This window comes from Streptomyces sp. WMMB 714, assembly GCF_900090125.1.
Taxonomy (GTDB): Bacteria; Actinomycetota; Actinomycetes; order Streptomycetales; family Streptomycetaceae; genus Streptomyces; species Streptomyces daqingensis.
Genome location: NZ_FMHJ01000008.1, coordinates 332,707 through 352,264 on the forward strand (window position 1 = coordinate 332,707; position 19,558 = coordinate 352,264).

The 19,558-nt window shown below is 72.0% G+C and carries 16 protein-coding genes; 9 read left to right on the top strand and 7 right to left on the bottom strand.

Going from position 1 to position 19,558, the window contains the following annotated elements; genetic code table 11:
* Nucleotides 1–74: 74 nt before the first annotated feature.
* Entirely contained in the window at nucleotides 75–2,624 is a 2,550-nt protein-coding gene (locus tag H181DRAFT_RS17315) for a D-alanyl-D-alanine carboxypeptidase (protein ID WP_052708622.1), read from the bottom strand.
* A gap of 253 nt (nucleotides 2,625–2,877) precedes the next feature.
* On the opposite strand from H181DRAFT_RS17315, the gene H181DRAFT_RS28485 reads away from it, so the two are divergent.
* From H181DRAFT_RS28485 to H181DRAFT_RS17330, 4 genes are all read left to right on the top strand, one after another.
* Nucleotides 2,878–3,366, top strand: coding sequence for a hypothetical protein (locus H181DRAFT_RS28485; protein WP_052708623.1), 489 nt, complete (start codon nucleotides 2,878–2,880; stop codon nucleotides 3,364–3,366).
* A gap of 216 nt (nucleotides 3,367–3,582) precedes the next feature.
* A complete protein-coding gene (locus H181DRAFT_RS17320; protein WP_074467912.1) occupies nucleotides 3,583–4,371 on the top strand; it encodes a GOLPH3/VPS74 family protein in 789 nt (262 codons plus the stop codon).
* Between the two features lie 511 nt (nucleotides 4,372–4,882).
* The gene (locus H181DRAFT_RS17325) at nucleotides 4,883–5,743 is read left to right on the top strand and encodes a helix-turn-helix domain-containing protein (RefSeq protein WP_045865364.1); all 861 of its coding nucleotides are present in this window, start codon (nucleotides 4,883–4,885) and stop codon (nucleotides 5,741–5,743) included.
* Nucleotides 5,744–5,880: 137 nt separating this feature from the next.
* Nucleotides 5,881–6,084 carry a DUF397 domain-containing protein gene (locus H181DRAFT_RS17330; RefSeq protein WP_045865365.1) on the top strand — a complete coding sequence of 68 codons (204 nt, stop codon included), beginning with the start codon at nucleotides 5,881–5,883 and terminating at the stop codon, nucleotides 6,082–6,084.
* A gap of 299 nt (nucleotides 6,085–6,383) precedes the next feature.
* Here the strand turns inward: H181DRAFT_RS17330 and H181DRAFT_RS17335 are convergent, their stop codons facing one another.
* The 3 genes from H181DRAFT_RS17335 to H181DRAFT_RS17345 all read right to left on the bottom strand — a co-directional run bounded on the left by H181DRAFT_RS17335 (nucleotide 6,384) and on the right by H181DRAFT_RS17345 (nucleotide 10,792).
* Nucleotides 6,384–7,502, bottom strand: coding sequence for an ADP-ribosylglycohydrolase family protein (locus tag H181DRAFT_RS17335; protein WP_045865366.1), 1,119 nt, complete (start codon nucleotides 7,500–7,502; stop codon nucleotides 6,384–6,386).
* 82 nt (nucleotides 7,503–7,584) lie between these two features.
* A complete protein-coding gene (locus H181DRAFT_RS17340; protein WP_074467913.1) occupies nucleotides 7,585–10,185 on the bottom strand; it encodes a bifunctional FO biosynthesis protein CofGH in 2,601 nt (866 codons plus the stop codon).
* 82 nt (nucleotides 10,186–10,267) lie between these two features.
* Entirely contained in the window at nucleotides 10,268–10,792 is a 525-nt protein-coding gene (locus H181DRAFT_RS17345; RefSeq protein WP_139131717.1) for a hypothetical protein, read from the bottom strand.
* Here H181DRAFT_RS17345 and H181DRAFT_RS17350 point away from each other — a divergent pair.
* Nucleotides 10,785–10,973, top strand: a complete 189-nt coding sequence (locus H181DRAFT_RS17350) for a hypothetical protein (RefSeq protein WP_045865369.1) — start codon at nucleotides 10,785–10,787, stop codon at nucleotides 10,971–10,973. The genes H181DRAFT_RS17345 and H181DRAFT_RS17350 overlap by 8 nt on opposite strands.
* Nucleotides 10,974–11,075: 102 nt before the next feature.
* On the opposite strand, the gene H181DRAFT_RS17355 is transcribed toward H181DRAFT_RS17350, so the two are convergent.
* The 3 genes from H181DRAFT_RS17355 to H181DRAFT_RS17365 form a co-directional block, all read right to left on the bottom strand.
* Complete coding sequence (locus H181DRAFT_RS17355) at nucleotides 11,076–11,933, bottom strand: geranyl diphosphate 2-C-methyltransferase (RefSeq protein ID WP_045865370.1); 858 nt, start codon at nucleotides 11,931–11,933, stop codon at nucleotides 11,076–11,078.
* Between the two features lie 34 nt (nucleotides 11,934–11,967).
* The gene (locus H181DRAFT_RS17360; protein ID WP_045865371.1) at nucleotides 11,968–13,146 is read right to left on the bottom strand and encodes a family 2 encapsulin nanocompartment cargo protein terpene cyclase; all 1,179 of its coding nucleotides are present in this window, start codon (nucleotides 13,144–13,146) and stop codon (nucleotides 11,968–11,970) included.
* Nucleotides 13,147–13,513: 367 nt separating this feature from the next.
* A complete protein-coding gene (locus H181DRAFT_RS17365) occupies nucleotides 13,514–14,926 on the bottom strand; it encodes a family 2B encapsulin nanocompartment shell protein (protein WP_045865372.1) in 1,413 nt (470 codons plus the stop codon).
* A 363-nt stretch (nucleotides 14,927–15,289) separates the two neighbouring features.
* On the opposite strand from H181DRAFT_RS17365, the gene H181DRAFT_RS17370 reads away from it, so the two are divergent.
* From H181DRAFT_RS17370 to H181DRAFT_RS17385, 4 genes are all read left to right on the top strand, one after another.
* Entirely contained in the window at nucleotides 15,290–16,786 is a 1,497-nt protein-coding gene (locus tag H181DRAFT_RS17370) for a CehA/McbA family metallohydrolase (RefSeq protein WP_045865373.1), read from the top strand.
* A 255-nt stretch (nucleotides 16,787–17,041) separates the two neighbouring features.
* Nucleotides 17,042–18,700 carry an ATP-binding protein gene (locus H181DRAFT_RS17375; protein WP_074467914.1) on the top strand — a complete coding sequence of 553 codons (1,659 nt, stop codon included), beginning with the start codon at nucleotides 17,042–17,044 and terminating at the stop codon, nucleotides 18,698–18,700.
* On the top strand, nucleotides 18,697–19,122 hold the full coding sequence (locus H181DRAFT_RS17380) for a roadblock/LC7 domain-containing protein (protein WP_045865374.1): 426 nt from the start codon (nucleotides 18,697–18,699) through the stop codon (nucleotides 19,120–19,122). Before H181DRAFT_RS17375 ends, H181DRAFT_RS17380 begins: the two co-directional genes overlap by 4 nt.
* Nucleotides 19,119–19,487: a DUF742 domain-containing protein gene (locus H181DRAFT_RS17385; RefSeq protein ID WP_045865375.1), complete on the top strand. Its 369-nt coding sequence runs from the start codon at nucleotides 19,119–19,121 to the stop codon at nucleotides 19,485–19,487. The genes H181DRAFT_RS17380 and H181DRAFT_RS17385 overlap by 4 nt, the downstream gene beginning before the upstream one ends.
* The last annotated feature ends 71 nt before the right edge of the window (nucleotides 19,488–19,558 follow it).

The following is a 19,558-nucleotide window of genomic DNA, read 5'->3' on the forward strand; positions in this document are numbered from 1 at the left end:
CCCCGTGCTGCTCGGCCCCGGTTCCGCCACGTGCGGGCCGGGCACTACCTGCGTCCGGGCTCATGGCACCCGCTTCACAGGATCCTGGTCAACTTCGCCCCGAAGCCGGGCTCCGCCATGTCCTCCTTGAGAGCCAGCGGCACCCGCACCTGGCCGGGCCCGTCGCCCACGGTCAGGGTGCCCGCCCTGTCGCCCCGGCTGCCCTCGTGCGGCAGCGGCTTCCCGCCGTCCGACATCGCGAGCTTCACCTTCAGGCCGGACCAGCCGACGGCCGTGACGTCCCTCGTCGCCACGACGGGCGTCCTGCCGCCGAGCTGGTCGTCGACGTAGCCCACGACGTCGCCCTTGCGGACCACCTTCTGCGCGCGCAGCGCGTCCTGGGCGGTGTCGATGAGCCTCTTGCTCTCCTGGAGCACGGTGTCGAGTATCGACGGGCGGTACTGCCCGAGCACGGCGCCGACGATGAGCTGCTTCGTGCCGCCGATCTCCTCCTCCGCGGCGAAGAGGAGGTTGCCGCCGGCCTTCGTGGTGGTGCCCGTCTTGATGCCGACGACGCCGTCGACCGGCACGAGCTTGTTCCAGTTGCCGTGCTCCTCCCCCTTGGCGTCGCGGTAGCCGGGAAGCCGGACGATCTCGCGGAACAGGTCGATGCCCATCGCCTTCTTCGCCAGCTTGACCTGGTCCTCGGCGGTGCTCACGGTCGAGGCGGTGAGCCCGCTGGGGTCGGTGTAGTGGGTGTTCTTCATCCCCAGGTCGTCCGCGGCGGCGTTCATCTTCTTCGCGAACGCCTTCTCCGAGCCGGCGTCCCAGCGGGCCAGCAGACGCGCGACGTTGTTCGCGGAAGCAATCATGAGCGCCTGGACGGCCTCCCGCTGCGAGATCTTGTCGCCCTCCTCGACCTCGACGGTCGACTCGTTCTGCGCGCTGAGCCCCGCCTCCTCCTCGGCCTTCTTGTCGACGGGGATGGACGCGCCGTCCGTCCCCTTCTTGACCGGGTGCTCGCGGAGGATGACGTACGCCGTCATCACCTTGGCCACGCTCGCGATCGGCACCGGCTTCTGCTTGCCGGACGAGCCGAACGAGCCCAGCCCCTGCACGTCGAGCCGGGCCTGGCCCTCGGAGGGCCACGGCACGGACGGCTTCGGCCCCTGGAAGGTGTGGGTCGGCGACGCGGTGAGCGCCAGTTTCGCCTCCGGCAGCGGTCGCACGGCCTGCGCGACAGCGAAGAGGACGATCAGCAGCAGCACCAGCGGCGTCCAGATCTTGACCCGGCGCACCGCGGTCCGCAGCGGAGTCTCCGGCGGCGGCGGGGTGTTGGTGAGCTGCGCCAGCAGGTCCAGCGGCGCCTGGTCGGGCCGCACCTCCTGCCGCGTCCGCTCGGCCTCGCTCAGGCCGGCCGCCGGCGCCTCGGCCGGGAGTTCACCCGCCGCCGGGGCGGCGGGCCGGCCCAGCGGCTTCGGCGGCGCGGCCGGGCCGTCGGGCTTACGGGTGGGGCGGGGCGGTGCGTCCGCGGACCTGAGGGGGACGAACTGGCTCGTGCGCTCCGAGTCGGTCTCCTCCTCGGAGCTCTTGGCCGGGGCCTTCTCCGGGGCCTTCTCCGGCGTCTTCCCCGCGGCCTCGGCCAGTTCCCCGGCCGGGGTCCCCTTCGAGCCGCCGTCCGCGCCCGTCTCCGGCTCGGCCTTCTTCCCGGCGCCGCTCTCCGGTTCCTTCTTCTGCGCGGGGAGCCTGCCGGTCCCGCCGTCGGCCGCGACCGCGAGCCGCGGATCGACGGGCCGCACGAGCTGCGTGGTCGCGTCCTTGTCGCGGGGTTCGGGCAGCGTCTCCGTCTTCGCGTCGCCCGGGAGCCCGGCACCGGAGTCACCGGTCCCGGGCTCGTCCTCGCCGGACTTCTCGGTTCCGGACTTCTCGCTTCCGGACTTCTCCGCCTCGGGCTTCCTCTCCTCGGTCTTCCCCGCGGCCGGAGCCTCGTCCGTCTCACCGGGCTCGACGGTGCGGAAGACCGCCGTGGGCTGGTCCCCGCGCGCCGCCGCACCGGCGGGCTCCTGCGCCGAGGGCGTACGGAAGACCGCCGTCGGCTCGTCCACGCGGGGAGCAGCGGGCTCGGCGGAAGCGGCCGGCTCCGCATCCCGGGTTCCGCCGGACGGTTCCGGGGCCGGCGCGGCCGGCTCCTCGGCGTCTTCACGTTCGCGAACGTCGGAGGCGTCCTCACCCGGTGCGGCCCCGCCCGGGCTCTCGGCACCGGACCCCTCGGCACCGGTCTCCTCGCCACCGGTCTCTTCCGCGCCGGATTCCTGGCCGCCCGGCGACGCGGACTCCGGCTGCTCCGCGTCAGTGGCCTCGCCCCCCGTCACGGCGCCGTCGGCGGTCGCCGGAGCGGAAGAGGGCTCGCCGGCGACGTCGGCGTCACCGGAGCCCTGCTTCCCGGCGGACCTGCCCGGCCCGAAGAAGGCGGATGTCATGCGCTCCGCCCGCCTGGCGGCCGCCTCGCTGTCCTCCTCCTCCGAACGCACGAGATCGGCGTCCACGGTGCGGAACATGGCCGTGGGGTTGTCGACCCCCTCCACGGCCCCCGCGACGCCCGTGGAGGCCCGCTCAGGGCCTTCGCCGGCGCTTCCCGGGCCCACCCCGCCTCGGCCCTCCGCGGATTGGCTTGTTTTCCCCTCCCCCGCAGCCGAATCTCCGCGCTCACGCCGCGGCTCTCCGTCCGGCTCGTCACCCGAACCCGCGACCCACGCCGCGACGGCTGCTTTCAGCCTTTCGTCGTTGTGCCCGTGACCCACGGGCTGACCTGCTCCGTCGTCCGCATCGGCGGCGGCACCCTCGCCGGAGGTTCCGGCTTCCGGCACGTCTCCCGGCACGTCGCCGGGGCCGGCCGCAGTGTCGGGAGCCGCAGGCGGCGCCTGCTCGTCCGTCCCCGCCGGCGTGGCCTCGGCTGCCGCCTCGTCCGCTGCCGGAGCGGCTTCGGGAGCGGTCGGTGAGGCGTCCGCCGGCTCCGGCGAACCGCCCTCGGCAGGCGGCGAAGCGGCGTCGGGCGCACTCTTCCCGGGCGCGGTGTCCGTACTCTTCGCGGGCTTCGAACTCCTGGGCGCCGCAGCCGGCTTCGTGCCGCCGCCGGACTTGCCGCCCTTCCCGGACTTCGCCGGCTTCGCGGCCGTCGCACCCTTCGGCGACCTGGGCTTCGAGGACTTCGCGCTCTTCGACGGAGCGGCCCCGGTCCCGGCCTCGTTCCCGCTCCGGCGGGGCGACTTGGAGCCGGACTTCTTTCCGCGCGAGGACGCAACCGCGCGCCCCTCGTCCGTCGTCTCCCCCGACGACTTCCCGCGCTCCACCTTGTCGGGGGACTCGCCCGCCACCGATGCCTCCTGATGCTGAGTGCTCGCCGCTCGCCGTACCAGTTAACAGTGTCCTGGGCCCCCCGCCGCCACATTCCGCTGGGGCGGACCGACAGGGGCTTGGATCGGTCTTTCCACCGCGCAGACGAGAACGACATACCTACTGGTTCCCGTACATAACACCCACGCACTCTCGACAGACCATTGTGAGAGGAGTCACCCTGTCTGACATCCACGCGGGGAGGCATGGATGGGCAGGAGCCGCAGAACTATTCCGGAGGAGCTTCTGCTGCTGGCCTTGGACCCGGCCACGGGCACCACGGCACAGCCGCAGTCGCTTGACCTCGGCCTGGCCGGGGCCCAGCTCGTCGAGCTGGCTCTCGCAGGACGTATAGCCCCAGACGGGGACCGCATCGCCGTGGTGCTGCCACGGCCGACCGGAGATCCGACACTGGACTCCGCACTCGAGTTGCTGCGCAGGCGCGGCAGCCCGGTGCGTGCTGTCCATTGGATCGGTGGACCCCGATTGGGGCTCCGCCAAACCTATCTCACACACCTGGAGCGCTGCGGCATGGTGCATGCCGTATCAAGCCAGATGTGCGGGGTGTTGCCGACGACGCGGTACCAGGCGACGGAGACGGCGATCAGCAGGGAGATCAGAACCCGGCTGGACGCGGCGATCCGTACGGGCGTGCCGCCGGACCCCCGGACAGCGGCGCTCGCCGCGCTGGCCCACGCGGTCGGCCTCGGCAAGCACCTCTATCCCGGCAACGAGGGGCGCTCGAGCCGCTCCCGGCTGCGGGACCTCATCAGGCACGACCCGATGGGCGGTCTCGTGGCGCACGCCGTGATGGACGTGCAGAACGGCGCGGGGGCGCAGCCCCGGCGTGCGGCGGGCAACGGCGCTCCGAACGGTCAGCCGGCACCTTCCGGTGCGGGCGGTCGGCCGGCGGCGGCACGCGTGCCGGCGGGCAGTCCGTCGCGGCAGCTGGCGGATCAGGCACGCCACACGGTGGGCGGGATGGTCCGGGCGGGCTGAGCCAGGAGCGCAGCCACCGCACAGCACAACAGCACAACGAGACACCACGGAAAGCACGGCTCGTGCGGGGTGGTGGTCCGGCCGTGACGGCGAGTCGCGGCCGGACCACCACCCCGTGCGCATGTCCGGACGCAGCAGGTCGCGGGTGCGCAGGGACCGCGGGTGCGCAGAGTCGGTGCGCTGAGTCGGCGTGCAGGGACGGCGTGCAGGGACGGCGTGGGGGAAGAGCGAGGCGGCGGCCGTCACGGCCGAATCCCGGGGCGGCGCCGGGGAGTTGGAGCCGGTTCCGTCTTCCGGTTCACGAAGCGGCTGCGAGAGGCTGCGAGGGCTGGGTGGCGGCGCCCCGCCCCCGGGGGCGCTCAACCACGTTGCGAGCGCGGGCGCGTGGCCGTAAACGTCCCGCCTCCGTGCTCGCTCCGGCACCCTCTGTTGCCATTCTCCAGCGAGATCGCTCACGGTGGTGGCAACCTGCTTGACAAGTAGTCGTACTTTACGCGGAGGTGCAGTACCCGTGGCGTCCAACGTCAATCCCACCGTCCGACGCCGCCGACTGGGCCAGGAGTTGCGTCGCCTCCGCGAAGTCAAGGGGCTCACGGCCGAGGAGGTCGCCGAGCGGCTGCTGGTCTCCCAGTCGAAGATCAGCCGGCTGGAGAACGGCCGGCGCAGCATCAGCCAGCGCGACGTGCGCGATCTGTGCGGGGTCTACGAGGTGGAGGACAACCGCATAGTCGAGTCGCTGATGCAGATGGCCAAGGAGTCGCGCCAGCAGGGCTGGTGGCACGCGTTCGGCGACATCCCCTACAGCGTGTACATCGGCCTGGAGACCGACGCCGCGTCCCTGCGGGTCTACGAACCGCAGGTCGTGCCGGGCCTGTTGCAGACCCAGGCGTACGCGCAGGCCGTCTGCGAGGGGGCTTCACCCGAGGCGACGCCGGCCGACATCGAGAAGCGCGTGCAGGTGCGGATGCGGCGCCAGGACCGCATCAACGACGTCCGTCATCCGCTGCGGCTGTGGGCCGTGCTCGACGAGTCGGCGCTGCGGCGGGCCGTCGGCGGGGCGCAGACGATGGTGGAGCAGCTCGAGCGGCTGAACGAGGTGTCCCAACTGCCCCACGTCACCGTGCAGGTGATGCCGTTCTCGATGGGCGCGCACCCGGGCGTCAACGGGCAGTACGCGATCCTCGAGTTCCCGGAGGCGTCCGACTCGTCGGTCGTCTATCTGGAGGGGGTCACGAGCGACCTTTATCTGGAGAAGCCGCACGATGTGCAGAGTTACAGCGTCATGTACGAGCATTTGCGCGCCGAGGCCCTCAACCCGGACCAGACTCGCGAGTTCATCGAGAATGTGGCAAAGGACTATGCCCGAGGCTGAGCGCGGGGAGAGTACACGTCAGGCGTAGACGCGTGAAGGCCAGTCTGGAATATGCCATCCGGTCGAGTGAACGATTCCTTCGCTTCGGGAAATCGAGGCGTACGGTCGAGCACACGAGTCGAACAACCGGAGCAGACATGGCAATTCAGCAGGGAAACACCACCCGATGGATCAAATCGAGCTACTCGGCCAACGGTGCGTGCGTCGAAGTGAAGTCGCCGACGCCGGGCGCGGTGGGGGTGCGCGACTCGAAGGCCCCGGAAGGGCCGGCGCTGAGCTTCCCTCCGGGACCGTGGGCCGGCTTCGTCGCCCAGGTGCGCGGTTCCGGCCGTCCCAGCTGAACCGCCGGAGCACGAACCGTGCGTGCGGGCCCGCCGGCGGGCCCGGGTTCACACGTACCGGGAGCGGTCGTCGGACCGCATCCGAACCCGCGGGAAGGCGCCCGGAACGCCCGCTCGCGAACGCCGCCGGCCCGTCGCCGTCCTGACACGGCGTCACCTGGAACTGAGCCCTCTCGACCGGTCCGCCGTCCCTGCCGAGGGGGCTCTTCCCTGCCGCTCCCGCCTCCCCGCGGTGCGGCCGCACGGACGCCGCGGCAGCCGCGCGGGCGGTCCGCGTCACACGACGGCAGCCGTCCGCGTCACGCGCGCGGGTAGCGCTCCAGCCACGCCGGGGACGCCTGCCCCGGGGCGTGCAGAGCCGGGCCCTGCGTCATCTCCATGGCGAAGTCGTCGGCGAGTTCGAGCACCGTGGCCCGCCCCTCCAGCTCCGCGACCCAGTCCGGCGGGAGGGCCGTCTCCCCGTGGATGGTGCCGAGCAGGTTGCCGCACACGGAACCTGTGGAGTCGCTGTCCCCACTGTGGTTGACGGCCAGCAGCAGACCGTGGCGCAGGTCTTCCGCGACGAGCGCGCAGTAGACGCCGATCGACAGCGCCTCCTCGGCCGTCCAGCCCTCCCCGAGCGACTCGACACGCTCCGCCGACGGCATTCCCTGCCGCACCGCGCCGACGGCTCGTTTCAGCGCCTGGGTGGTCTCGTCGTGGCCGGGCCGGGTCGCGAGCTGGACCAGGGCCTTCTGGACGGCGTTGTCGAGATTGTCGCCCCGGGCGGTCGCGTGGACGATCGCGGCGAACGCCCCTGCCGCCAGGTACCCCGTGGGGTGCCCGTGCGTCTGCGCCGCGCACTCCACCGCGAGCTGGAAGACCAGCTGCGGTTCCCATCCGACGAGCAGGCCGAACGGAGCGGAGCGCATGACGGTGCCGCAGCCCTTCGACTCCGGGTTCTTCGGGGCGTCGAGGGTGCCCATGCGCTCGTCGGACAGCCCCGAGAGGCACGCGTTCCCCGGCGCGCGGCGCGCGTAGAGCCACTCTTCCCGGGCGAGCCAGCCGTCCTCCTTCTTCCGCAGGTCCGGCCCCCAGTCCCGCTGGGTGGCGGCCCATCTGCGGTAGGCGGCGTGGACGTCGGTCGGCGGGTGCCAGGCGCCGGTGTCGCGGCGTACGTGCGCGCGGATGAGGCCGTCGACCGTGAAGAGGGTCATCTGGGTGTCGTCCGTGACGGCGCCCCGCCGGCCGTAGGCGGTGACGTAGTCCGTCACACCCGCGGCGCCGTGCTTCTGCCGGATGTCGCTCAGCGAGTCGAACTCGATGCCCGCGCCCAGCGCGTCCCCGATCGCACCGCCCAGCAGGCAGCCGCGCACCCGGCTGCGGAAGCTCTGCTGCTCGGTGCGGCCCCATACGGCATCACCGCCTGAAGCGGTCACGTCTCTCTCCCCTGTGTGACGGCTGTCCGGTGCAGGCAGGGGACGGAGCGCCCCGACCGCGTCTGCACTCTAGAACGCCGGTTCAGGTTTCCAACACCGGTAGCAGGTCCGGCAGCCGCCCGTCCGAGTCCATGGCCGTCCGCAGGCGCTCCTCGGGCACCTCTCCGTAGAGCGTCGTACGGGCTCGGGCCGGGCGTCCCGCCGACTCCGCGATGTCCGTGAGGTCCCTGATCGAGCGGTACGAGCCGTAGGACGACCCGGCCATCCGCGAGATCGTCTCCTCCATCAGGGTGCCGCCGAGGTCGTTCGCCCCGGACCGCAGCATCTCCGCCGCGCCCTCAGCGCCGAGCTTCACCCAGCTCGTCTGGATGTTGGTGATGTACGGGTGCAGCAGCAGCCTCGCCATCGCGGTGACTGCCCTGTTGTCGCGGGTCGTCGGGCCGGGGCGGGCGATGCCGGCCAGGTAGACGGGGGCGTTGGTGTGGATGAAGGGGAGCGTGACGAACTCGGTGAACCCCTCGACGCCCTTCTCCAGTGCCGAGCGCTGGATCTCCGCGAGCTTCCGCAGGTGCCCCAGCCAGTGGCGGGGCTGGTCGACGTGCCCGTACATCATCGTGGAGGACGAGCGGATGCCGAGTTCGTGCGCGGTCCCGACGACCTCGACCCACGTGGCCGCCGGCAGCTTCCCCTTGGTGAGGATCCAGCGGACCTCGTCGTCGAGGATCTCCGCCGCGGTGCCCGGGATCGAGCCGAGACCGGCGTCGCGGGCCTCGGTGAGCCAGTCCCGCACGGACAGGCCGGTGCGGCTGGCGCCGTTGACCACCTCCATCGGCGAGAAGGCGTGCACGTGCATGCCGGGCACGCGTTCCCGCACCGCGCGGGCGATGTCGAAGTAGGCGCTGCCCGGCAGGTCCGGGTGGATGCCGCCCTGCATGCACACCTCGACGGCGCCCACGTCCCACGCCTGCTGCGCCCGGTCGGCGACCTGGTCCAGCGAGAGTGTGTAGGCGTCGGCGTCGGTGCGGCGCTGCGCGAAGGCGCAGAACCGGCAGCCCGTGTAGCAGACGTTGGTGAAGTTGATGTTGCGCGTGACGATGTACGTCACGTCGTCCCCCACCACGTCGCGCCGGAGCTGGTCGGCGATGCCGCACAGCGCGTCGAGCGCGGGACCGTCCGCGTGCAGCAGCGCGAGCGCCTCGTCGTCGGTGAGGCGGGTGGGGTCGTCGGCGGCGCGTGACAGGGCCGCGCGGACGTCGGTGTCGATGCGCTGCGGTGCCATGCCGGGCCGCGCCGCCTCGCGCAGGCTCTCCCAGTCGCCGTAGACCTCGTCGAAGTCGTCGCGGCGGTCGGAGGTGCGCCCGTCGGTGTCGATGGTGCGGTGCAGGTCGGTACGTCCGGACGGGGCGAGGAACCCCTCGTCCGGCTCCTGCCAGGGACGGCCCACCAGCGGGGCGTCCTCGCGGGCGAGTCCGGTCCCGGTCTCCGTCAGCGCCTCGACGTGGGGGAGCAGCCGGGGGTCGAGCCAGGGCTCTCCGCGCTTGACGAACTCCGGGTAGACGGGCAGGCGTTCACGCAGCGTGAAGCCGGACGCGGCGGTGTGCTGCGCCAGTTCGTCGATCTGCGGCCAGGGGCGCTCGGGATTGACGTGGTCCTTCGTGAGCGGGGAGACGCCGCCCCAGTCGTCGATGCCGGCGTCGATGAGCAGCTTGTACTCCCCGTCGACGAGGTTCGGCGGCGCCTGGATGCGGACCGACGGGCCCATGATGTGCCGCGCGACGGCGATGGTCGCGGCCAGCTCCTCCAGTTCGGCGTCCGGCATGCCGCGCATCGCCGTGTCGGGCTTGGCACGGAAGTTCTGCATGATGAGTTCCTGGATGCCCTGGTACGCCCGCTGGACCCGGCGCAGCGCGAAGAGGGACTCGGCCCGCTCCTCGTACGTCTCGCCGATGCCGATCAGCAGGCCCGTGGTGAAGGGCACGTTGGAGCGGCCCGCGTCCTCCAGGACGCGCAGCCGTACGGCGGGCTCCTTGTCGGGCGAACCGTGGTGCGGGCCGCCGGGTTCGCTCCACAGCCGCTCGGCGGTGGTCTCCAGCATCATGCCCATGGACGGCGAGACGGGCTTGAGCCGCTGGAAGTCCGACCACGACAGCACCCCCGGGTTGAGGTGCGGCAGCAGGCCGGTCTCCTCCAGTACGCGGATGGCCATGGCCCGCACGTAGGAGAGGGTGTCGTCGTAGCCGTGCGACTCCAGCCATTCGCGGGCCTCGGGCCAGCGGTCCTCCGGCTTGTCGCCGAGCGTGAACAGGGCTTCCTTGCAGCCCGTTTCGGCTCCCCGGCGGGCGATGTCCAGGACCTCGTCGGGCGAGAGGAACATGCCGTGGCCGTCGCGGCGCAGCTTCCCGGGGACGGTGACGAAGGTGCAGTAGTGGCACTTGTCCCGGCACAGCCGCGTGAGCGGGATGAAGACGCCGCGCGAGTACGTGATCACGCCGGGGCGTCCGGCCGCCTCCAGCCCGGCGTCGCGCACCCGGGCGGCGGACTTCGCGAGTTCCGCGAGGTCCCCTCCCCGCGCCTGGAGCAGCACGGCCGCCTCGGCGGTGTCGAGCGTCACCCCGTCGCGGGCGCGGCGGAGGGCACGCCGCATGGCGTTGGCGGTGGGGGCTGCCTGCGCGCTCGAAGTCATGGACCGAGCATACGAGCGGGTCCGATCACGGCCCCGGACCGACCGCTGCGGGCTATCTCACACCGGCTCTGGTGCAGGGGGGTTACACGACCGAGCTGTTACCGGGACAGGCTGTCCTGCCATCCTTGCCTCCGACGACAACCACGGGGGAAAGCATGCGTGTTGGGATATCCGCGTTGCTGCTGTGCACCTTGCTCGCGGGATCGGCGGGGACCGCGTACGCCGCCGCGGACTCGGCGCCGGTGCGGGCAGAGCGGTCCGCCGGCTCTGAGGTCACGGCGGCGCACGGACGGGCGGACGGCGGGGTCCGGGTCGCGGCGGCGCCGGGGCGGGCGTCCGGCGGGGTCAGCAGCGGAGGGAGCAGGAGCGGAGGCGTCAGCACGAGTTCCAGCTCGACGTCGAGCAGCGGCGGTCTCAGCTCCAGTTCCAGTTCGACCTCCGGCAGCAGCGGCCTCAGCTCCACCTCCACCTCGAGCACCGGCTCCAGCAGCGGCAGTACGGGCGGGACGGTCAGCAGCAGCGGAGGCGTCAGCAAGACCTCCGGCGGCAAGAGCACGAGCGGGTCCGGCACCGGCGGGTCGGTCAGCAGCACCGGTGGTGTGAGCAAGACCTCCGGCGGCAAGAGCACGAGCGGGGCGGTCACCACGACCGTCGGCAGCAACTCGACGGCCGGCACGAGCAGTTCGAGCAGCAGCGGCAAGAACCTGTGGTGGCTGTGGCTGCTCGCGCCGCTGATCCTGATCCTGATCGTGTTCGCCTTGGTCAAGAGCAGGTCGACCGGGCGCTGAGCACCCTCACAGCCGTGCGGCGGGCGGGCGGTGAGCGGGCGGTGAGCGGATGGCGCGCCGCCCGGCGGGCCCGCTGATCGCGGGCGCGCCGGGGGCACCGGATCAGACCTTGTCGGCCGCGATCAGCAGGTACTGGAAGCTGCCGCCCTTGTACGCCTCCAGGAACGCCTTCTCGATGCCGGTGGCCAGCGGTGACTTCGCACGCAGCTCCCAGTACGGGACGGTGGCCGCGGTGAGATCGACGACGCTCACGGGGACGAGGCGGTTGGCGGCCATCTCCTTGAAGTAGCTGCTGCGCGGGTGGATGCTGCAGATGTAGTGGGCGTTGATCTCGCTCACGGCCCGGGACGGCAGGCCGTAGGCGTCGTTGTAGCAGCCGGTGATGGTCACATAGCGTCCGCCGTGCTTCAGGAGCCTCGCGTATTCGGGGAACAGCAGCGACAGATCGACGTACATGGTGCTCTCGTTGTTCCAGATCGCCTGGAAGGCGTCGCTCTCGAAGCCGGTGTCGAGCATGTTCCTGAGGTGGAAGCGGACCTTGTCCTCCACCCCGCGCTCCCTGGCCTGGCCGTTGGCGAACTCGACCTGGGTCTCGGAGATGGAGACCCCGTCCACGCGGCAGCCGAAGCGGCTGTGGGCGACGAAGCTGCTTCCGCCGCGGCCCGAACCGGAGTCCAGGACGCGGTCCGCGGGAGTGATGTCGCCGAGGTGGCTCATCAGCAGGTCGGCCTGCGCGCATTCGAGGCGGTGGAGTTCGGCCGTGAGGCGCTCCTCGCGGGTCTCCTCTGGCCCTTCCAGGACGGAGAAGTCCGCCTCGCCCACGCCGTAGTGGTGGTGGTAGATGCCGTCGACCTCGCCCAGGCGGAGGTTGACCGGGTTCTTCTCCTCGTTCCAGTAGTTCGCGACGGACCTCTGGTAGAGGCTGCGGAGGGGATGAGCGACGGCGCCCTGGACGGCCATGGGGTTCTCCTGTTCCAACGGTGTGATCACGGAATCAACTGGGGTTCTGGTAGCGGGCACTTGTGGCGTGCCACTCCTTGCTCCCGCCCATCCACGCCCACAGGCCGGCCAGATAGCGCCGCAGCTGCGGGGAGCCCGTCGCGGCGAGCACCGCGCAGTCGGCCTCGACGGTGTGCATGAGCTCGTCGTGGATGGCGGCCGTGCGGTCGACGGCTTCCTGGAGGGAGCAGCCGTCCTCGGCCGCGATGAGGTTGGGCAGGTTGGTGTCGCCGGGGTCCTCCTTGGCCATCGAATAGACGTCGTTGAGCAGGACGTTGGCCATGCCCGCGTACAGGTAGGTGCGGCGCACGGTGGGGTCGGCGAACTCGTGGGCGGGCAGCTCGTAGCCCCCGACGGGGTCGATCAGCACCATGCAGGGGTAGAAGGCGTTCTCGTACCGGTGCAGCAGGTACTCCCACACGGCCGGCCTGCGGCCGTTGGTGCGCCACTCGGCTTCCTGCCCGTATCCGACGAACATGACGGCGAGTTCGTGGCGCAGGCGCGCCATCTGGGTCGTGCTCGCGATCTTCGACAGATGGCCGAGGCTGGACCGGAAGGCCCGCAGGACGGGCTGCCGTGCGACGAGTTCCTCGAACTGCGCGAGGTAGCGGGCCGGGAGCCGCACGGGGTCGATCACGGCGTGGGTCATCGCGAGGCGCGAGCCGAGGAGTTCGGGTTCCGTCTCCTCTCCCTCGTCGACCCAGTGGTCGTCCACGGACCACTCCGAGAGTCCGCAGCGGGCCGCGGCGAGCAGCCGGCCGGGATCGTCGCAGTCCGGGTGCGCGAGCATGAACAGGCGGCCGAACTGGTGGGAGCGCAGGCGCTCCAGACGCCCGCTGAAGATGCCGATCTCCTCCGCCCATTCGACGAGGCGGTCGTTCACCTCCTCTCCGAGGGCGGGGTCGTCGCGCACCGCGTCGGGGCAGTACAGGGCGGGGGTCCGCACTGCCGGCTCCCCGCCGGACGGCGGGACCCGGGTCGCCGGCGGACCGCCGTCACCCGTACGTCCTGGTCCCTCGACGGCCCGGGGTGCGGCCCCCTCCCCCGGCGGCGGCGCGGAGGGCGGGGCGGACCGGAACGCGCGGGCTGCGGCCGTACCGAGGCCCGTCGGCCCGGACAGCAGTCGTTCGAGTGCCGCGCCCGGGGACGCCCCGGGCCCGGCCGCCGCGCGCACGGCGGGTGCCGGGAGCCCGGGCGGGGCCGGTGGGCGGGCGGGCGGCGGCCCGCCCCCAGGCCAGGGGGGCAGGCCGGCTCCACTGGTTCGCGTCATGCGTGAAGTGCCTTTCCAGTAGGGCGAGTTCCGCGCGTGCGGAGGTCTCGCGCACACGGCCGGGGGCGTGCGGGCGCGGGCGTGCGGGCGCGGGCGTGCGGGCGCGTGGAAATCGATGCGCGTAGGCGGCCGGTGCGTGCGGTACGTGGCCGTCGGCGCGGGGCCGGGACGGGCGGAGGCACGTGCGCCGGTCGGCCGGGACGGCGTGGCCCGACCCGGCGCGTCCGCCGGAGCCTGTGCGTGTACGCGCCGCCGCTCCGGCCGGTTTTCGTCAGCTCCAGCGGCCGACTTCGACGTTCTCCAGGACGCCGAGCGCGTCGGGTACGAGGATCGCCGCCGAGTAGTAGGCGGTGACGAGGTAGGAGATGATCGCCTGCTCGTCGATGCCCATGAAGCGCACCGACAGGCTCGGCTCGATCTCGTCCGGGATGCCCGACTGCCGCAGCCCGATCACGCCTTGGTCGTCCTCCCCCGTACGCATGCACATGATCGACGTCGTACGGGACTCGCTGATCGGGATCTTTCCGCACGGATAGATCGGCACGCCGCGCCACGCGGGGACGCGGTGGCCGCCGTTGTCCACGGACTCCAGCGACAGTCCGCGCTTGTTGCACTCGCGGCCGAACGCGGCGATGGCGCGCGGATGGGCGAGGAAGAACTTGTTGCCGCGCCGCCGCGAGAGGAGTTCGTCCATGTCGTCCGGGCTGGGCACACCGTCGTGGGGCTGAAGGCGCTGGCCGAAGTCGCAGTTGCTGAGCAGCCCGAACTCCGGGTTGTTGACGAGCTCGTGCTCCTGGCGCTCGCGCAGCGCCTCCAGCGTGAGGCGGAGCTGCTGCTCGGTCTGGTTCATCGGCTCGTTGTAGAGGTCCGCGACGCGGCTGTGGACCTTCAGGACCGTCTGCGCGACGGAGAGTTCGTACTCGCGCGGCATCGGCTCGTAGTCGACGAAGGTGTGCGGGATCACGGGCTCGCCCGAGTGCCCGGCCGAGAGGTCGATCGCCGCCTCGCCGTACTTGTTGGTGCGCTGGTCAGGGAGCGAGGCGACCCTGTCCAGGTGGCCGCGGAGCGACCGGGCGCGCACCGCGAGGTTGTCGACGTCCCCCTTGGAGAGCACCAGCATGGTGCAGGCGGTGCTGGCGCGGAACGTGCACTCCCACGTCGGCTCGGTCCCGGTCAGGCACTGCTCGCCGAAGTAGGCGCCGTCGGCGAGGAAGCCGAGTACCTGGTCCCCGCCGTACGGTCCGGTGCCGACCTTGTCGACGCGGCCGTGCGCCAGCAGGAAGACGCGGTCCTTGGCGTCGCCGGCGCGGGCCAGCACGGTGCCCGGCTCGCAGTCCACCCGCTCGCAGCGCTCGGCGAGCCGGCCCAGCACCTCCTCGTCGCCGTAGCCGCTGAGCGCCGGGAGTTCGCCCAGTTCGGCCGGGATGACCGACACCTCCCCGCCGGTCTGCACGAACGTCAGCCGTCCGTCGCCGACGGCGTAGCTCAGCCGCCGGTTCACCCGGTAGGTACCGCCCTTCACGTCCACCCACGGCAGCATCCGCAGCAGCCAGCGGGAGGAGGTCTCCTGCATCTGCGGAGCGGATTTCGCGGTCGTCGACAGGTTCCGCGCCGCGGACGCCGCCAGACTCTGCTGCGCGGACGCCTGCCCCTGCACGTCTTCCTGGCCGGCTTCAACAGTCATAGGTGTTCTCAGCCCTCCCTGTAGATGTGCACCACTCTCCTTTCGGATGACTTCACCTGTCATCACACGAAAGAAGGCGAATGGTGCTTCCCGGTCAGGGGTAGCGGACGTGCCGTGTCGTTTCTTCGCACAGAGGTCCCCAAGAAGCGTTGTGCTCCGGCGCGTTCGGAGCGCGCGCTCACTCCGTCTCCGCGGCCGTACGGCGCGCTGCGGGGAGGGCACGCCGCCGACGGGACGTTGTCCACAGGGGTTCCCCCGCCCGCCTCCTGAGCGTAGAACGGTGACTCGTGGCGCTCGGGTGGCGGGCGCGGCTTCCGTGGCGCGGCCGGTGACGTTCTCAGTGGGGGGCGGGGCATGACCCGAATGGACAGGCGTGACGTACTCAGGATGTCGGCCGGCGTGTCAGCGGCGGGTGCGCTCACACTGGGCAGCGTGAACTTCGCGCACGCAGCCGACGGTTCGGAGGCGAGCCGTACGGTCCGCGGCCGTCTCGAGACCGGCGCGGCCGACTTCGTGTACCTGCCCGTCGAAGTCCCCTCCGGCGTCCGCGAGATCGAGGTCTCCTACTCCTACGACAAGCCGGAGGTGCCCGAGGGCACCCAGGGCAACGCCCTGGACATCGGCATGTTCGACGAGCGGGGCACGGCCCTCGGCGGCCGGGGCTTCCGCGGCTGGTCCGGCGGCGCGCGGGACCGCTTCACGATCAGCGCGGAGAAGGCGACACCGGGCTACGTGGCAGGTCCCGTACGCGCGGGAACCTGGCACGTCGTGCTCGGCCCGTACACGGTCGCGCCGCAGGGCATGTCGTACGAGGTCACCATCACGCTGCGCCACGGCGAGCAGGGCGAGACCCCGCGGCCGGTCCATCCGCCGGAGCGGGCCAAGGGCCGCGGCAGGGCCTGGTACCGGGGCGACTGCCACCTCCACACCGTGCACTCCGACGGCAAGCGCACCCCCGCGGAGACGGCTGCGGCGGCCCGCGCGGCCGGGCTGGACTTCATCACCACCACGGAGCACAACACGACGTCGGGCCACGGCGCCTGGGAAGGCCTGTGGGACGAGGACTTCCTGATCCTCTGCGGCGAGGAGGTCACCACCCGCAACGGGCACCTCCTCGCCCTGGGCACCGACCCGGGCACGTTCGTCGACTGGCGCTACCGGGCCCGTGACGGCGTCTTCTCCCGCTACGCGCGCCGCATCCGCCGCGCCGGCGGCCTCGTCGTACCGGCCCACCCCAACTGCCCGTTCGTGGGCTGCCAGTGGAAGTTCGGGTACGAGGACGCGGACGCCGTCGAGGTTTGGAACGGACCGTGGACGGCGGACGACGAACTCGCCGTCGCCGCCTGGGACAACATGCTCACGGCGCCGCCCGCGCCGGGCCGCCGGCTCCCCGCGATGGGCAACAGCGACGCCCACGCCGAACCCCAGAAGGTGGGCCTGCCGCACACGGTGGTCCACGCGGAGGAGCTGTCCAGGCAGGCCCTGCTGGAAGCCGTGCGCGAGGGCCGCAGCTATCTCGCCGAGTCCTCGGAGATCTCGCTCACGTTCGAGGCGTCCGGCCCGCGCGGCGAGCACGCCGGCATAGGCGGGCGGCTGGCGGTGCCCCCGGACGCGGAGGTCTCGGTCCGGCTGAAGGTGACGGGAGCACCGGCGGGTGCCACCGCCCGCTTCATGACGGACGAGGGCGAGATGTTCTCGGCCGCCGTCTCCTCCGAGCCGCTGGAGTGGCGTACGACGGCCTCGCTGGCGGCGTACGTGCGGGCGGAGGTCCGCCACGCCCCGCCCGTGGGGTCGCCTCCCGACCTGCCCGGTGCGATGGCCGCGATGACGAACCCCCTGTGGCTCGGACGGAGGGGCTGACGTACCGTCAGGGGCCGGCCCCCGCAGCTCGCGGCGTCCGGCGCCCCAGGGTGTCCGTGCAGTGAACTGTGCGTTCCGGCAGGAGAGTTGACGCTCGGGATACGTGCACACACCAGAAGGGTGTGCATACCACCTATGTATCCTGCGTGACCGTGTGGGTTCGCCGGGTGAGGGGTCCCCCGACGGTTGTGGCTGTCGCTCTGCCCGCGTGCGTCAACCCGCCGTACAAAGCAATCCAGCCGACCAAGGACACCGATGACCGAGACACCGGTGGCGCTGATCGTCTTCCTCACCGCGGGAACCGTCGCCGCCGTCGTTCTGGCCCTGCTGTTCGTCCTCGCCCGGAAGGATCTGAGCCGCCTGCGGCGGCACTCCGGGGCCGTCGAGACGCAACTCCACGGAGCCACACGGCAGAACGCCGACCTCGGCGCCCGGCTGCGCGCGGTGGAGGAGGAGTTCAGGCACCTCGCGCAGAACCGGATACCCGACCTCGCCACCTCGCTGCGGCACAGAAACGTCCCCGTCAGAGGCCCGCTCGGCTCCGGAACGCTCACTCCCGAGATCGACCGGTCGATCAGCGCCGTGCTCGGCCAGGTCAGCGAGGAGGTCGTCAAGGAACGGCAGCGCGTCGACTTCGCCGCGCAGGCCGCCATGCGCGGCTCGACGACCACCATCCAGGCCCTGCTGTACCAGTTGCAGTCCCTCCTGCAGCGGATGCAGGAGAAGTACGAGGATCCGCTCGTCGCCGAGGATCTGCTGAGCGCGGACTTCCTCAACGAGCAGGCGCTGCGCCGCATCCAGTCCACCGCGGTCGTCTGCGGGGCGTGGCCCGGCCTGACCAGGGAGAATTCGCACCTCGCGGACATCGTCGTCGGCGCGATGTCGCGGCTCAGCGGCTACGAACGCGTCCAGGTCACCAACCAGTTGCGCGACCCCGTCGGTGTGGTCGCCCGGGCCGTCGAACCGGTGGCCGTCACGCTGACCGAGCTGATGGCCAACGCGCTGCACTACTCGCACCCGGACCTTCCGGTCGTCGTCACGATCCAGCAGGGCAACCGGGGCGTCTCCGTGATCATCGACGACGCCGGCGTGGGCATGCACTCGGACGAACTGGAGCGCGCCCGGCGGATGGTCTCCGGTGAGGAGACGGTGCTGATGACCGACCTCGGCGACCCTCCGCGCATCGGCTTCGCGGCCATCGGCCAACTCGTGCAGCAGTACGGGTTCTCCACGCATCTGGAGTCCTCGCCGTACGGAGGTGTGCGGGCGATCGTGCACGTCCCGGGCGAGCCGCTGCTCACGCTGCTCGACGAGGAGGAGAAGCCGATGTCCGCGATGGCGCCGGCGCCCCCCGAGCGCGCCTCCCTGCCGGGCCGCGCCGGAGCCGACGGCTTCCCGCTCACCGCTGCCTCCGCGCTGCTCGACGGGCCGGATGCGGACGCCGTACCGGACGAGCTGCCGCGCCGCCGCCGGCGCCGGCCCGTCCAGGCGGACAGCGGGCCGGCGGAGGTGGAAGCCCCGGCGCGTACCGGCCGGACCGGTCCGGAAGACAGCGGCGCCGCCACGGCCGCGTCCACGTCCCCGTCCAGGCCCGCGTCCACGGACAGCACGCCGGACGCCGCCCCCGCCCGCTCCGCGCCGCCCACCAGTCCCGAGGAGAGCGCCGACATCTGGGCCGCGTTCCAGCAGGGCACAGCCTCGGGCCGGGCCGCCGCCGGTGTCGACGACGGTCTCGACACCGGCGGCGACCCCGGCCCCGACGCCGGTCTCCGTGCCGGACGGGGCAGCTCCGCGGCGGGGAGCGACGACAGCCGTCCCCGCGACACCGGCGGCGGCGAAGCACCGGGCGACGGCGCTTCCCCCGACGCCGAGCACATCGAGCACCGCACCTCCGAAGGGAATCCGCCCGCATGACCACCCCCGAGCGCCGATCCGTCCGCGAGGACACCTCTTGGGTGCTGGCTCCCCTCCTCGAACTGCCGCACGTGGTCCACGCTGCGGTCATCTCCGGGGACGGCCTCATCGAGGGCCGCTCGCCCGGCCTGGAGCGGGAGGCCGCCGAGGGCGTCGCAGCGATGCTCTCCGCACTCCAGGGCGCGGCCCGTACGACGACCGCGGCCTTCTCCGGCGAGCCGGAAGTCAAGCTCCGCCAGACCGTGATCGAGTCCGATCTCGGCTGGGTGTTCGCGATCCCCGCGGGCCGGAACACGTGCCTCGCCGTGTTCGCCGAACGCGAGGTCAACATGGGGGTCGTGACGCACCACATGCAGGTGCAGGTGGCCACGCTGGGCGAGAAGGCCATGAGCAGTCCTCCGCGGCAGGGCACCTCGGCATGACCCCACCGCCCCGTGACCACAGACGTCTCGTTCCCGCCTACCTGGCCACGACCGGACGCGGCCGGCCCAGCCGCAACACGCTGGACCGGCTGACGGTCCTGCTCGCTCCGGCCGACCCCGCCACGAGGGACCTGCGCCCCGAACAGCGGCGCCTGCTGCAGCTGCTGCAGCCGGGACCGCTCTCCCTGGCCGAGACCGCCGCGCATCTGCGGCTGCCGCTGAGCGTGGTCAGGGTCATGGTGGCCGACCTCGTCGACGCGGGCCTGCTGGCGGCCCGCGCTCCAATACCCGACGCCGAACTGCCCGAACGGCAGATTCTGGAGAAGGTTCTCGATGGACTCCGCACTCTCAAGTCCTCCCGCTGAGGCCCCGGAACACCCGGGCGGCAGCGACACCGACGTACCCGCCGACGCGCCTTCCGGCGACGCCTCGGCGT